The following is a 15,614-nucleotide window of genomic DNA, read 5'->3' as shown; positions in this document are numbered from 1 at the left end:
TGCTCGGCAATCGATAGTCGAGTAGGGAATAAAAAAATCCGAAGTCTTTCTTCAAGACTCCGGATCGATAGGCTTATGGATTCGTAGGAGATGGAGAGGACTCAGGTGTTGGATCCTCCTCGTGCCCTGTCTCGACTTCAGGATCATTCGTTTCGATATCGTGCTCCGTCAATTCTGTGCTTGCGACTTCCGCGTAGGCATCGTCAGCAGAATGGCTTGTGTCGGGTTCTGATGAAAGGACGTCTTCTTGTTCTTCGACCGAATGTTCGTCAGATACGGTTTCGTCTAACTGGAATTCCAATGTGAGCGCATGGAGATCACCTGCGATGTGAGCGAGGTGAGCCGCTGCCGTCGTCACGGATTCAAGTGTTGCATTCGTTTCTTGAATACTTGCAGCACTTGTCTCAAGACCTGCTGCATTCTCTTCCGTTAAAGCAAGAATGGTTCCCATGGCATCGGATACTTCTTCCGTAGCAAGCGTCAGCGCCTCGATGTCACCAGTCAATACTTCTGTTCGATTCGAGACATGATGTACGGATCCTGCGATGCGCTCGAAGTCATCGCCTGTCGTTTTGACAGACTCAAGAGACAGCTTCAAATCACTCATGACATGGTGCATCGCACTCATGGCAGTATGTGTTTCTTGTTGAATATTATCGAGGAGCTGTTTGATTTGTTTAGCGGATTCGTCGCTCTCCTCGGCCAGTTTTCTTACCTCACTCGCGACGACAGCAAATCCACGTCCTTGTTCACCAACACGTGCGGCTTCGATTGCTGCGTTGAGGGCGAGTAAATTCGTCTGACTCGAGATGGCTTGCAGCGTTCCAAGAATCTTTCCGATCTCATCAGAACGTTTGCCTAAGAAATCAGAAGTGTTCTCGATTTCTTTTTCCAATGAGTCCGAATGGCTCAATAGATCAGAAATCGTCTGTTTCGTCACGTCACTTCCTCGTGTCGCAGCGGAAGCGACGGAAGCGACTTCAGAAAGTGTCGTGGACGCGACCTGTTGCATTGCTGTAGAACGTTCCTTGACACCGTATACAGCATGGGAAGAACGTTCGGCTTGTTTCGTTTGAGTTTCACCAGCAGCAGCGATTTCTTCCATTGTCTGTCCGATATGACGTGAAGCCTTTTGTACATGAGTCGCATTGTTTGAGAGCTCTTCTGACGCATCGCGAACGGTCGTAGCGGATGTAGTCATCGCTAGAATCGTTTGTCGCAGGCGCGCGCGCATCGCGTCGAAGTTTGCACTGAGGTCTGTTAATTCATCCCGGATGAATCGTTTAGGACGATGCTGTGTTCGCAAATCACCTGATGCGATTGCTAATGCTTCACGACGGAGCATCGACAGCGGGCGATTGATCGAACGCCCGATCAACCAAGCGATCAATGTCGCGAGGGCGATCGCAACGACGAAATTGATCAATGACTGATTGAGCATGGCTTCTTTAGGCGCATACAAGGAAGCGTAATCCAGTACGACGGCTAGTTTGAATCCTGTTTTCGAAGAAGTTTGCCAAATGACGACCGATTTTTTTCCGGCGACGTCCATGATCTTCGTACCGGATTCTTGCTCTAACATGGACTTTGGAGCAGAGAAATATGCTTTTCCGTCTTCACGTAGTTGATTGATTTTTTTGAAGAAATAATTTCGGTTCGGGTGCGTGACGACCTTACCGTCTTGTGTGTAGCTGAAAACAAATCCTTTTTGTCCGATTTCAATCCGTTTCATATCTTCAGCAAGACGATTGATGCTTTTATAAACAGACAATACACCTTTGATGTTCGCTTGAGCATCTAGTGTCGCCTTAGAGAAACCGATGATGGATAATTTCGTCGCGCTATCATAGTAAGGCTCGCTCATGGCGACAGTGCTTGAATTCTCCAGCGCTTGTTTATACCAAATCTCTTTTCGAGGATCGTATCCAGGTGCGACGTCTTGTTTTGGCCAGTTAAGATAGCCGCCTTTCGTATCAGCGTATTGGATAAATGAATTTTCGATTTTTGAGGAGCCATATTTCTCAAGGACATTATAGATATCTGTTGCTTTTTGAGAAGGAGCCTCCGAAGCATCGGGTTGTTTGGTTGTATCTATGTAGTTCGGTAGAGTACCGTCTTCACGGTTGGAAGGGAGTCCGGCAAGGAGTGTTGTATCTTTTTTAGTATCATCGATGATGCGGGAAAACGATTGTTCTAGTTGCTTTAAAGCAGTTTGGGATGTCGAGTCGACCAGTTGATCGACAGTTCGGCTTGTTTGGTCATACGAAAACCAAGTGGAAACACCGAGAGTAAGAGCAGGCAACAAAATAAGCCCGATGAACAAACGACGGGTGATCGGGAGGCGCATGATGAATTCTCCTATCCTAAATAGTCTTTAAAATCTGTCTATTCTGACTATCGGAAGGGTACGGATAAATATGAAGGAATTATGTAGAGATTTTCATCATTTGAGAAATGAATCCAGTGAGGCTTCGTGATAAAATGAAGAAGGTGTCACAGAGTGGCTAGGGAGGAACAGAAATGAACATTGCTTTTTTCTTACTACCAAAAGATGAGGTGAAATATTTAGATCCTGAATCGACGGTCAGACAGGCATTAGAAAAGATGAAACATCATCGATTTACGTCCGTTCCGCTCGTCGATAATAAAGGTAAATACGCAGGGACATTAACGGAAGGGGATGTCTTGTGGGCGCTCGAGGCTAATCTAGAGCATGCAGACTACGATCACGTCTTGCAAACACGGTTAACGGATATTAAACAACGTGTTCGTTATAAACCAGTCTCGATTACTGCGCAAATGGAAGAGATGATTGAGGTCATCACGGACCAAAACTTCGTTCCTGTCATCGATGATGGAAAGCACTTTATCGGAATCATTCGTCGTCGGGATATCATCGATTATTTCGCGAAAAAAGTAGCGCGCGAAAATGTCAGTTACTAAAAAATATAAAACTAGTAAAGAAAGCACTTATTTTCACGAAATGTGAGAAGAAGTGCTTTTTATTGACTTAAATCGACTTCAACATACAGCAAAAAGAGACGATATAGAAGCATAATGACATTTTAGGGAGGACGATGTGTTGCGACGTTTATCACCAGTCTTCATCGAAGAAGCTTTTCGAAGACGATCCTACTATAAAACGTTCTCGTGGATGATTGCAGTCATCGGTCTACTTGCGATTATCGTTGCGTTACACCAATTGAACAAAACACTCGAAGAAGGAAAACGTTTCGAAGAGGCGGCAAAAGCGATTGACATCGTGATCCCAGCAAATCATGCGACTCAAGATTTAACATCTTATTATCTTGCTTCCTTAGAGAAACAGGTTGAGGAACCACAAGTAACAAAACAAGCAGAAAACTCTCTCTTCCACTTATATGAACAGCTAAAGGAAGAGCAAGCGATTGGCCCAGCACGTAAAGAGTTGTTGGAGGAACTCACGAAATTAGAGCGTCAAGGATACGAGTCCAATCATCGCTTTTTCACAGCCTCTACGAATTTTAAAAGTGAAGTGATTTTTAATCAACTCGTCTTAAGTAAAGAGACTGGTTCATACTACGATGTGTTCTCGCATCTTATCATGATGGAAGAGCAACTTGGAAAATCGGCACAGATTCTACGAGAAGCACGTCGGGACAACGAAATTAGTTCGATTGATCGATTACGCATCCAACAAATGCGGATCGACTTGCCCATTCGACAACAATCGCTCATGAATGCCTTGTACGAGGTAGTTTCGTTACAAGACGATACAGGGCGCCAAGAAATTGCAAACATGAGAAGTCAGATGCGAAATTACACAGAAACGTTGGATGAACTGTTGAGTACATCAAACGATCAAAACTATGCGAAACTAGCTAATCAGTCTAAACAATATGAAACAAGCATGTACCAGATATATGATCAAAAGTTAAAACAGGTACAACAAGAAATGCAGCACCGAGGATCGCAGATCATTCAAAATGCTTGGCTGCTATTTGCAACAATCATTCTTGTCATTGCGGCATTATTAATATTGAATTGGTTATTATTACGTGCTTTTCGAAAAGATATTTCCTTACTACAAAACGAAGCGAATACGTTTGCTGAGGATCGACGGCAATCTGGGTATCATGTACACGAAAGAAATGACTTCAAGCCAGTCGTTCAAGCCTTCCGGACGATGACAGCAATCATAGCTGGATTACTCGATCATAGTGATGCGAATACAAAAGAGATTAAGCAGAAGAAAGCCGAAATCGAATCTCTCTTTTCTCAAAATACAGATCCAATTCTTGCTTTATCGTCGGACTATACGATTTTAAATGGAAATGATCGTTTTCGACAGTTAACGCATGCCACTTCGGGTTGGACGATTGAAGAATTGGTGCATCCAGCTGATTTGAATCGAATGCGACGAGCACTTCAACAAGCCATCGAAGGGAACAGTCAGACGATTCGCTGTAAAATGTTATTTGACGAAGATATTTTAAATATGTTCGTCAACATCATTCACGTTCCGAACAAAGAGGATGAAACAGGTGTTGCCTTATATCTCTCTTGTCATGATGAGACAGATCAGTTTCGGCGAGAAGAACGCATTACACAACTTGCGCTTTTTGATATGTTGACGGGGTTACTGAATCGAAATGGATTTGAACAAAAGATGCAGGATGCACTGAGAGCACCACAAACAGGCGAGCTCGTCACTATCAGCATTCGTCAATTCCGCCGAATCAATGATATTTACGGTCATGGGGCAGGAGATCAGATTTTAAAGGATCTCGCGAATCGACTGAAGCATCATTTCATCGGAACGGGACAAGCAGCACGTATTGGTGGAGATGAATTCGCTGTATTAGTCGCGCAACAGGATATCGTTGATTACGAGAAATTAAAGCAAGTCATCGAACATGTTTATGAAATTAACGGAGAATTCGTGAACGTCAGCATCAGTATGAGTATGGTCCGCTATCCGGACGATGCAGTAGCTGTCACTTCGTTATTATCCTCTGTCGATATCGCGATGCAACATGCGAAACAACAGACAGAAGGTGGACCGGTCTGGTTCGAACCTTGGATGAGTGCGGAATATCTGGAATCGGTCGTATTGGAAGGGGAGTTACGGGATGCGATTGAAAAGAACGAGTTACAATTGTTCTACCAACCGCAAATCAACCTTGCGACACGGCAGGTGGACGGTTGTGAGGCGCTCTTGCGCTGGTTCCATCCAGAACGTGGCATGATCAGTCCGGCAGTCTTCATTCCAATTGCCGAGCGATCGATGCTCATCGAAGAGATTGGGATGTGGGTCGTTGCTGAAACGGTTCGCCAAGTAGAGGCGTGGAAAGAAACGGAGCTCGGATCGCTTCGCGTCTCAGCGAACTTATCCGTAAAAGAGCTCGTCTCTGGTCGGATTGTGGATTACCTGACGGGCGTCCGAGAAATTCATCCTGGAATTGAAGACCGGATGGAACTCGAAATCACGGAATCTTTCGGTGTCTTTTCGGACGGACGTGTCTTCGAGGCGCTTCAGACGTTACACCAAATGGGTTATCGTCTGGCGATCGATGACTTTGGTACTGGTTATTCGTCTTTGTCCTACTTGAGTCGATTGCCTATTCAGCGACTGAAAATCGATCGCTCGTTCATCAGCGGTCCGGATGCCTGTTCGAACGCACCGCTCATCGAGACGATCATTAAACTGGCGCATACATTGAAATATGATGTTGTCGCCGAAGGCATCGAGGAACTGGAGCAGGCGAATCATCTGCAACAGCTGGATTGCGAGTATGCACAAGGTTTTTATTATTCAAGACCAATCCCGGCAGACGAGTTCCGCGTCTGGTACGGAAAGTATCATGAAACGCTTTTATCTGAATGAATCACTAGTTACAGTCTAAAGATTGAGGTCTCTTAAAATAGAAAAGGTGAGTTTCCGTCCGGAAACTCACCTTTTTCATTGGATAAATTGAGGAAAACGAATAATTAGACGCGATCGAGTACGAGGTCGTCTGCTTGTTCGAGATACGCTTTGACCGGTGCGACTGCTGCCTCGACCGTACCTGGTGCGAACGGAGACTTCAATCCAGCACGTTCGACGAGCGTAAGGAAGCTTTCCGAGCCGCCGGCACGACAGAGATCGAGATATGACTTCCAAGCCGCTTCCCGGTCTTGTTCCATCCAAGCATAGAACTGGAAGGCACAGACTTGAGCGAGCGTGTAATCGATATAGTAGAACGGACTGCCGAAGACGTGTCCTTGCTGATGCCACCATGCACCTGAATCGAGATAATCGTTCGCTTCGTAATCACGATGCGGCAAGTATTTCTTCTCGATTGTCCGCCATGCTTCGCGACGCTCAGCTGGTGTCAATTCCGGTTGGTTGTAGATGACGTGTTGGAACTCGTCAATCGCAACGCCGTACGGAAGGAATGTGACGCTTCCTGCGAGGTGATTGAATTTGTATTTTGCTGTCTCTTCACCGAAGAACTCTTCCATCCAAGGATAAGCGAAGAATTCCATCGACATCGAGTGAATCTCACACGCTTCATACGTTGGGAAAGCACTCTCTGGAGCTGTCAGGTGACGGCTCTCATAGACTTGGAAGGCGTGTCCGACTTCGTGCGTCAGGACATCGATGTCGCCTGCCGTTCCATTGAAGTTCGAGAAGATGAACGGGAGTTTTTCGTCTGCGATGTAGGTACAATACCCACCGCCGGCTTTCCCAGGTTTCGCCGTTAAATCGAGTGCTTCCCGGTCGAGCATGTAGTTGAAGAACTCGTTCGTCTCCGGTGACATCTCTGCATACATCTTTTTGCCGCCTTCGATGATGAACGACTCTTCGCCTTTCGGTGTCGCATTACCAGACTTGAAGGCAAATCCTTCATCGTAGTAATACAACTGATCGACGCCGATCCGTCGTTGCTGGCGTTCTTTAAGTTGTGTCGCGAGCGGAACGATCGTCTCACGGATTTGTTCGCGGTACTGTTCGACCATCGATTGGTTATAATCGACGCGGAGCATCCGTGCGTATCCGAGCTCGACGAACGATGGGAAACCGAGTGTCTTCGCGATCTCGGTCCGGATGCGAACGAGTTTGTCGTAGATCGTATCGATTGCTTCGCCTTGTTCTTTTAAATAGCCGTAGCGTGCTTCAGAAGCTGCTTTACGGACATCACGATCAGGTGATTGAAGATAGGGGCCGAACTGTGATAAGTTGAGCGTCTTGCCATCGAACTCGATTTGAGCAGAAGACATCAGTTTCGTATATTCACTCGAGAGACGGTTCTCTTCTTGGAGTTTTGGAATGATCTCTTCCGAGAACGTCTTCAGGCTCGCTTCAGCAATCAGGAATAACTGTTTGCCTTGCGTCTGTTCGAGTTCACTGCGGAGTGGATGCGTCGTCAACGCTTGATAATAGCTTGAGACATATCCTTGATAGATCGCACTCGCTTCATCAAAGAATCCTTGTTCCGTCTCATAGAACGTATCGCGTGTATCGATCGTGTGGCGGATCTCGACGAGCTGGCTTGCCGTTTCAAATTGATTTCTGAGGGTATTAATCTCAGTGATGGCTGCGTTTGCTTCATCTACCTGTGTGGCTTCCGTCAGTCGAGCGATCGCTTGATTCATGGATGTTTCAAGCAAGGCAAGGTCAGGACGGACATATGTAATTTCTGAAAATGGTAACATGTAAGCGCCTCCTTATGATTTCTAACTATTATCACACAAAAATACTTGCAAAACCAGAGGGACAAACGTATGCTTTTTGTGAGAACGTGAGCGAGCTGTCTGACAGCTTACTCCTATAAAAAATCGAAACTTCCATTCGGAAGAAAAACGATCGAGAAAGTAGAGGGATAGTATCATGGGATTCTTAAAAAAATTGTTTGGTGGTAACGACGCAGGAAACGCGAAAATCGCTTCTGCACTTACAGGTAAAATCGTCAACATCGAGAACGTACCCGATCAAGTTTTCTCTCAAAAAATGATGGGCGACGGTGTCGCGATCGAACCAACTGAAGGTAAAGTCGTCTCGCCGATCAACGCAACGGTTGAAACGATCTTCCCAACAAAACACGCAATCGGTCTAAAAGGTGAAGATGGTCTTGAACTGTTGATCCACGTTGGTCTGGATACAGTTAACCTTAAAGGTGAAGGTTTCACGGCTCACGTCCAGTCAGGTGACAAAGTCAAAGCAGGAGACGTCCTCGTCGAGTTCGACCTTGACTACATCCGTGCGAACGCACCATCGACGATCACACCGATCATCGTGACGAACCACGATCAATTCACGCTTTCAGCTGTACCAGCGGAAGGAACTTCTGTTGTCGCAGGCGACACAGAGCTCTTTAAAGCAACACATAAATAAGATACGATACGCCTCCATTCCTTGCGGATGGGGGCTTTTTTGTCGTCTCCTCCCTTGCCTTACCGTTTTGTAAGAGAAGTGAAAGCAAAGTCCATTTTGAGAAAAGCAGGGAAGGGCTAGACTAAGTGTAACGAATCAAACACAGGAGGCATTACAGATGAAAGCAATCTTACAAGCAGAACAGATTTCAAAAACGTATCAAACGAAAACAGCGCGCCACGAAGCACTGCGTCCGACGACGCTCCGTGTCCACGAAGGAGAGTTCGTCAGTATCATGGGACCATCCGGTGCCGGGAAATCGACGTTACTCAATTTATTATCGACGATCGATCAGCCGACGGACGGCTCGATTTTAATCAACGGAGCAGACGTGACGGCGATGAAGGAAAAACAATTAGCACGTTTCCGCCGGGAACAACTCGGCTTCATCTTCCAGGATTTCAATCTCCTCGATACGATGACGGTCCGGGAAAACATCGCCTTACCGCTATCACTCGCGAACGTCGATAAAAAGATGATCTTAGAACGTGTCGATCGTGTGGCACGTCAACTCGGTATCTATGACTTACTCGATAAACGTCCCGTTGAACTATCGGGCGGCCAAAAACAACGGACAGCTGCCGCGCGTGCGATCATTCATGATCCGTCGCTCATTTTAGCCGACGAGCCGACCGGTGCGCTGGATTCGAAGTCAGCGACCGGGTTACTCGAAGCGATGCAGTCGCTCAACAACGAAGGCGCGACGATTTTAATGGTAACGCATGATCCGATGACAGCGTCTTATGCGGAACGAATTTTGTTCGTCAAGGACGGAGAGCTGTTCAAGGAAGTCCATCGCTTTGGTTCGCAGAAGGAATTCTTCGAACAGATCATGGAAGTCCAGCGTGAACTCGGAGGTGCCGTCCGTGAGCTTGTCTAAACTGGCGTTTCAAAATTTGAAGAACATCCGTCAAAACGTGATGTACCTCGGTGCGGTCACGTTTGCGATTCTCATTTACTACACGTTCCTCGCGATTCGATCGAATGAAGCAATGCTTCAGGCGAACGAATTGTACGGCAAACTGGGAACGGTCTTTACCGGAGCAAGTGTCATTCTAGCGCTTTTCTCTGCTATCTTCATCTGGTATTCAAGTGACTTCTTCTTACGTCGTCGTAAGAAGGAAATCGGGCTTTATGCATTACTCGGTTTAGAACGAGGGCAGATTGCTCGCCTGATTTTCCTTGAGACGATGGGGTACGGAGTGATTGGTCTGATTCTCGGAATTGCGATCGGTACCGTCGCTTCGAAATACTTCGTGCAGTTGCTCGCTTCCGTCATGGCGATGCAAGTCGATGCGACCTTTACGATCAGCGGAGCTTCCGTCCTGCAGACGATCGGTGTTTTCCTTTTAATCTTTCTGATCATCGCTTTACGTTCGGCTCGGACGATTTATCGTTTTACATTAATCGAACTGTTCAAGGCAGAACAACAAGCGGAATCGCTTCCGAAAGTCCATCCGATCCTAGCCGTGCTTTCGGTCGTCTTGATCGGTGTTGGGTACTATTTGACCGGACAACCGTTGATGGATCACTTTACGATCGTTGCCCCACTTTTGATGCTCTGCGTCATTCTCGGAACGTTCGGAACGATGAGTTACTTCACGATCTTCTTATTGCGCGTCTTAAGTAATCAAGCGCGACACTTCAAAGGAACAAATTTGATTCTGCACGGGCAATTGTTGTCACGAATCAAATCGAATGCCGTCATGCTGTCGACAATCACAGTCATCACTGCCGTCACATTGACGACAGTCGGTACAGCGACATCGATTTATTATTTCATCGATCAGACCGTCGAGGAGCAAGTTCCGTACAGTCTATCGATTGCGAGTAAACAATCTGAAGCGGAACAACTGATTGCAAAGTCTGACCAAAAGATCGACAGCCGGACGATGGTCAACGTCAAGAACGTCGACCATCAGATGACCGATCTGCCGAACCCGCTGACGTTCACACGTTACTACGCGACGTATGCGTATGAAGACCAGCCGGGACAATTCAGCTACGTCAACTATTCGGACTACGTCAAGCTCGCGAAAGCGAACGGGAAAACGGTCATCAAAGAACCAAAACAAGGCGAAGCGATCGTCCTTGAGACATTCAAAGGAAACGATTTGTTGAAGATGAAAATCAAATCGCCGGTAGGTGTTGAAATCAAGGACGTTCATGAGTCCTTTCGCATCACCGCTGCGACGAATCTACCAATCGCTCAACTTTATGAGAAACAGCGGCTTGCCTTCGTCGTAAACGATGATACGTTCGCGAAGATGCCGGAAAAAGGTTTCACACTGACGAATTATCAGTTCTCAGATGAACGTCATGACGATGGATTGATGAAACAGTTGACACAACTATATGGAAAACAAGCGGACACGGAGATGGCAGCGTATTATCCTGTCTATACGATGACGACAGCAACGACAGGCTTACTCGCGTTTGCTGCCGGCTTCCTCGGACTCGTCTTCTTGCTTGCGACGGGTTCAATCATCTACTTCAAGATGCTCGCGGAAGCAGAAGAATCGAAACAACGGTTTGCCATCATCCAGAAGATCGGTGTCGATGAGAAGGAACAGACGGGCATCATCCGTCGTCTTGTCGGATTCGTCTTCTCCTTACCGTATGTGCTCGGACTCGTTCATAGTTTAGTTGCGATGCAAGTCTTGCAGAAACTGTTGAACTACAACATCGTTCGTCCGACATTACTTGCGATTGTTTGTTATACGATCGTCTATCTGATCTACTATATCGTCACGGTTCGTGCGTATCGCCGCATCGTCACGTGATGAACTAAATAGGGTACACCAAACTGGAAACGGAATAATCGTTTCCAGTCCTTTTTGAGTTCGTTATGATAAAGGGAGAAGGAGTTGATAGGAACGATGCATACGATTTTATTAGTCGAAGATGACATGAAGATTGCTACATTATTGAAAGAACTACTTGAACGCTATGATTTTAGAGTCGTCGTTGAAGATGGGCGAGGAGATGTCGTTGCGGTCTTTGAAGAGACGAATCCGGACGTCATTCTATTAGATGTCAATTTACCGAAGTTTGACGGTTTCTATTGGTGTCGACAATTGCGGATGAAGACACGGGCACCCATCCTGTTCATCTCAGCACGGGTCGGGGAGATGGATCAAGTCATGGCGCTTGAATACGGAGCGGATGATTACATCGTCAAGCCGTTCCAAGGAGCGGTCGTCATCGCGAAGATTAAAAGTCAGATTCGCCGGGCCTATGGCACGCTTTCAAACGAGACGGATGAGCGGACGGTGACGAAAGAAGGTGTCACGCTGTACTTGGACCGTTATATCGTCGAGTACGGGGAACAGTCGATCGAGCTGTCAAAAAAAGAGGGACTGATCCTTGAGATGTTGCTGACGGCAAGTCCACGAATCGTCAGTCGGGGCGATCTACTTGAACGGATTTGGGATGACGAAGCATTCGTCGATGAGAATACGTTGAACGTCAATATCACGCGTGTCCGCAAACGGCTTGCCGAGATCGGTGTCGCTGGACTTGAGACGGTGCGAGGCGTCGGTTATAAACTGGTTCTTGAACCATGAAGCTCTTTTTACGACACGCGATACCAGGTATCATCTTCTTTACTGGACAAATGCTGATTTTATATGCCGTCTTATGGCTCTACGATCTTTATCGCCCAGCAGCCTTCTTTTATATCGTGCTCTTGAACAGTATCGGTCTCTTGATTTATCTCAGTTATCGTTTCTTCAGCATGCTTCCGTTGTTGCGACGGATGCAACAGCCGGTCCAATCGGTCGCAGAACCGATTCGCAGTGATAGTGAAGAACCGATTTCCGTCGCTGTCGAACAATTTTTAGAACGGCAACAGACCTTGTTCCGGAACAGTCTGTTTGCTGAGCGACGGAAGGAAAAAGAGCGGCATCGGTATGTCGACCAGTGGATTCATCAGATGAAGACACCGTTATCCGTCATCGAACTGATTCTCGAACATCCGGGGGAGCACTATCAAGCTGATTTGCGACAAGAGGTCGATCGGCTGCGCAGTGGACTCGACCAGATGCTCTATTCGTCACGTCTAGAAGCGATCGAGACGGATCTGAAGGCAGAGCAGTTATCCTTAAAGCCACTTATTACCGGCATCATTAATCAGGAAAAACGACTATTCGTCAAAAATCAGGTTTTTCCGAAACTCGATATCGCGGAGGATATGTACGTCTATACGGATGCGAAGTGGTTTCGATTCCTCGTCTTACAGCTTGTGACGAATGCGATTAAATATACGACAGGGCATGGTAGAGAAGTCGTCTTGAAGGCGGAGGAGATAAATGGGCAGGTCGTTTTGTCGATTCGAGACGACGGCGTCGGGATTCCAAGACGAGATGTCCCACGCGTCTTTAATGCGTTCTTTACCGGTGAGAATGGACGACGTTACGGGGAATCGACCGGAATGGGACTGTATTTCGTCCAGCAGGTCTCGATGAAACTCGGACACGAGATTGAACTTGAGAGTGAGGAAGGCATCGGGACGACATGTCGGATTCGTTTAGTAGGAGGTCGCGCACATGATTGAGGTGAAACAACTAGGAAAGGTCTATCCCGGAAAGGTGACGGAACAGCCGTTGACGGATGTGAACTTCCGAGTTGAAGAAGGCGAGATGGTCGCAGTCATGGGACCGTCCGGTAGTGGCAAATCGACACTGATCAACTTGCTTGCGACACTCGACGAGCCAAGTTGGGGATCGATTCTGATTGATGGCGTCGATACAGCGACGTTTAAGCGAAAAGAGATGACACGCTTCCGACGCGAGACACTTGGGATCATCTTTCAGGAATTCAACTTACTCGACTCCTTGACGCTCGGTGAGAACATGCTCGTTCCATTGATGTTGTCTGGGAAAAAAGCAAAACTGGCGCGTGAAGAGATGGAGCAGTTGGCTCGTCGCCTTCAGATTGATGATTTGCTCGATAAGCAGGTGGACGAAGTAAGTGGTGGACAACGGCAGCGAACAGCGATCGGTCGCGCCTTGATTCATACGCCGCGTCTGATACTTGCGGACGAACCGACCGGAGCGCTTGATTTTCAAGCGACAAAACATGTCATGGATGTATTAGCAGAACTGAACGCGACGGGGATGACGATGGTCATCGTGACGCATGATCCGCAAGTCGCTTCGTATTGTAATCATGTCTTGTTTTTAAAGGACGGTAGCGTGCAAACCGAGTTATTCCGTGATGAGCCACGACGGATCTTCTTTCAACGTGTCATTGAGTCGTTATCGTTGTTAGGAGGGGATGAGCATCAATTATCTGCAATACGCCCTACGTAATATCCGGCGCTACCAGCGGTTGTACTATGGGTATGCCTTGACGATCATCATCGCGATGACGATCGTGACGAGTTACTGGAACTTGCTGACGAACGGATCGTTTCAAAACGTCGCCAAGATACTCAGCCAATTGAACCAAGTCATCGAGATGACGATCTTGTTCGTCTTCATCGCAGAACTGATCATCTTATTTTTTAGTATCCTGTTCATCTATTCGACGACCTATACGATGCTTGAGCACCGGAAGAACGATCTCCGAACGATGCGGACGCTCGGTAGTGGATTATCGCACTTCTTGAAGTATTTTTTGATTGAGGTTCTGATCGTCGGCGGATTAGCGATCACGGCGGGGATGATACTTGGAAATGTCTTGACGAAGATGCTGTTACTTTCTGTCGTCAAAATCATGTTCTTGCCACCGATCGAGTTTGAGCTGTCGTTTTATGCGATTCTTGCCTTGATTGGTGGCGCCTTCCTTGTTTTACTGATCGCGACCGTTCTGGCGATTTACCGTTTTCGTCCGGATCGACCGGTCCGTTCCCGTTCACTTTTTCGAAGAAGAGTTTGGATTCTGACACAAGTCCTCGCTCTATTGCTCTTGATTTACGGATATGTCCTCGCGTTCGTTCGAATGTATGGATTTTATATGTTATTCCCGCTTGTCATCTTCATCGGTTCCTTTTTCATTTGCCGCTATATCTTACCGTGGTTGATCCAGCTATATCGTCCATGTCGGTTGTCTCTTCGGAAACTGATCGTTTCGGAGATCGCCAATCAGTTACGAACGAATAGTACGCTGATTGCCCTCGGGACAATCTTGACGTCATGTGCGCTGACGGCAGTCGGACTTGTCTTCTTGTTTCAATTGATCGGACTCGATCTCTCGTCCCAAAATCAATTTGGTCTCGTCTATTATGAAGAATCCGCTCAGCCGACGAAGCGATTGAAGGATATTAAACAGACGATGACGGACGCATTTCCGGATCGCTATCAGCAAGATATTGAAGTGAAGGCAGAAGGGAAGCGTATCTTTTTACCGATTTCTGCCTACAACAAGATGATGCGTCAATTGCACCTTGAGGAGCGGAAGGCGACCGGTCGACAGAGTTTCTTCGTACCCGCGCGACCGGTGCAACTCGAAGAGAATACACCAACGATGAAAAAGGCGGAACAGGCGATGAAACGAGAAGGGTTTAAGCTGCTCTCGCCGTCTTCCCATGATTTAGTGTTCGGCTATAACTATCAGATCGAAACGATATTCGTCGTCAGCGACGCGGTCTTCCCGACACTTAAACAACCTGTTCGGCAAATCGTCGTCTTCGATACGCCAGCCTACCATGATTATGGAACGAGGGACTGGAAGCAGTGGATGAAGATCGTTCGCAATATTCAATCCGCAGCCAAGCTGGATGAGAAGCAGCCGGTTCCCTATCAGTTGATCAATGAGACGGAAGATGAGATCGACGGGATCCGGATCGTACGACTCGTCACGTTCGTCGTCATCCTTCTGACGATCTGGTTGTTCGTCATCAATGCGAGTTTCCTGCATGTATGGATGCAGATGACGGCGGAACAGGAACAAAAACGGATGAAGACATTGTTTGCGCTCGGATTTGGATCCGGAAACATTCGTCGTTACTTGCTCATGAAGTATGGTGCGGTCTTACTCATTCCCTATCTGATTTCTGTTTTTCATGCCTTTTTGTTGTTCCAAGTCGTCGTGACACAGGCTGGACTTGAAATGAAACCTTTTCTTAATCTCGCTATGTTTTGGATCAGTATCGTCACCGTTGGATACTTCTTAAGTGTCTTACCGATTTGGCTACGGTACCCGCGCCATCTGTTCCGGAAATCATCCGAAAGTTCGATGTATCCAACACCGAATTCAAGGGTATGATGATACCATA

The 15,614-nt window shown here is 47.0% G+C and carries 11 protein-coding genes; 9 read left to right on the top strand and 2 right to left on the bottom strand.

The window, feature by feature from the left end; all coding sequences use genetic code 11:
• Nucleotides 1-73: 73 nt before the first annotated feature.
• On the bottom strand, nt 74-2,347 hold the full coding sequence (locus N179_RS10405) for a methyl-accepting chemotaxis protein (protein ID WP_023469330.1): 2,274 nt from the start codon (nt 2,345-2,347) through the stop codon (nt 74-76).
• 173 nt (nt 2,348-2,520) lie between these two features.
• Here N179_RS10405 and N179_RS10400 point away from each other — a divergent pair, with 173 nt between their 5' ends.
• Both N179_RS10400 and N179_RS10395 read left to right on the top strand, forming a co-directional pair.
• Nucleotides 2,521-2,943: a CBS domain-containing protein gene (locus N179_RS10400; RefSeq protein WP_023469329.1), complete on the top strand. Its 423-nt coding sequence runs from the start codon at nt 2,521-2,523 to the stop codon at nt 2,941-2,943.
• A 136-nt stretch (nt 2,944-3,079) separates the two neighbouring features.
• On the top strand, nt 3,080-5,866 hold the full coding sequence (locus tag N179_RS10395) for a putative bifunctional diguanylate cyclase/phosphodiesterase (RefSeq protein ID WP_075642836.1): 2,787 nt from the start codon (nt 3,080-3,082) through the stop codon (nt 5,864-5,866).
• A 104-nt stretch (nt 5,867-5,970) separates the two neighbouring features.
• Here the strand turns inward: N179_RS10395 and N179_RS10390 are convergent, their stop codons facing one another.
• A complete protein-coding gene (locus tag N179_RS10390) occupies nt 5,971-7,677 on the bottom strand; it encodes a M3 family oligoendopeptidase (RefSeq protein WP_035396159.1) in 1,707 nt (568 codons plus the stop codon).
• Nucleotides 7,678-7,852: 175 nt separating this feature from the next.
• Here N179_RS10390 and N179_RS10385 point away from each other — a divergent pair, with 175 nt between their 5' ends.
• From N179_RS10385 to N179_RS10355, 7 genes are all read left to right on the top strand, one after another.
• Complete coding sequence (locus tag N179_RS10385) at nt 7,853-8,356, top strand: PTS sugar transporter subunit IIA (RefSeq protein ID WP_035396161.1); 504 nt, start codon at nt 7,853-7,855, stop codon at nt 8,354-8,356.
• A gap of 157 nt (nt 8,357-8,513) precedes the next feature.
• Nucleotides 8,514-9,275, top strand: a complete 762-nt coding sequence (locus N179_RS10380) for an ABC transporter ATP-binding protein (RefSeq protein WP_035396163.1) — start codon at nt 8,514-8,516, stop codon at nt 9,273-9,275.
• Entirely contained in the window at nt 9,262-11,178 is a 1,917-nt protein-coding gene (locus N179_RS10375; RefSeq protein ID WP_075642835.1) for an ABC transporter permease, read from the top strand. Before N179_RS10380 ends, N179_RS10375 begins: the two co-directional genes overlap by 14 nt.
• A gap of 96 nt (nt 11,179-11,274) precedes the next feature.
• Nucleotides 11,275-11,961, top strand: a complete 687-nt coding sequence (locus tag N179_RS10370; protein WP_023469323.1) for a response regulator transcription factor — start codon at nt 11,275-11,277, stop codon at nt 11,959-11,961.
• Nucleotides 11,958-12,950 carry a sensor histidine kinase gene (locus N179_RS10365; RefSeq protein WP_023469322.1) on the top strand — a complete coding sequence of 331 codons (993 nt, stop codon included), beginning with the start codon at nt 11,958-11,960 and terminating at the stop codon, nt 12,948-12,950. Before N179_RS10370 ends, N179_RS10365 begins: the two co-directional genes overlap by 4 nt.
• The gene (locus N179_RS10360; protein WP_023469321.1) at nt 12,943-13,707 is read left to right on the top strand and encodes an ABC transporter ATP-binding protein; all 765 of its coding nucleotides are present in this window, start codon (nt 12,943-12,945) and stop codon (nt 13,705-13,707) included. The genes N179_RS10365 and N179_RS10360 overlap by 8 nt, the downstream gene beginning before the upstream one ends.
• Nucleotides 13,673-15,604 (top strand): ABC transporter permease, encoded by a 1,932-nt coding sequence (locus tag N179_RS10355; protein ID WP_055969051.1) that lies wholly within the window; start codon nt 13,673-13,675, stop codon nt 15,602-15,604. The genes N179_RS10360 and N179_RS10355 overlap by 35 nt, the downstream gene beginning before the upstream one ends.
• Nucleotides 15,605-15,614: the final 10 nt, after the last annotated feature.

It is taken from the genome of Exiguobacterium indicum HHS 31, assembly GCF_001939065.1.
Lineage (GTDB): Bacteria > Bacillota > Bacilli > Exiguobacteriales > Exiguobacteriaceae > Exiguobacterium_A > Exiguobacterium_A indicum.
This window is presented reverse-complemented; position numbering and strand designations above follow the sequence as displayed.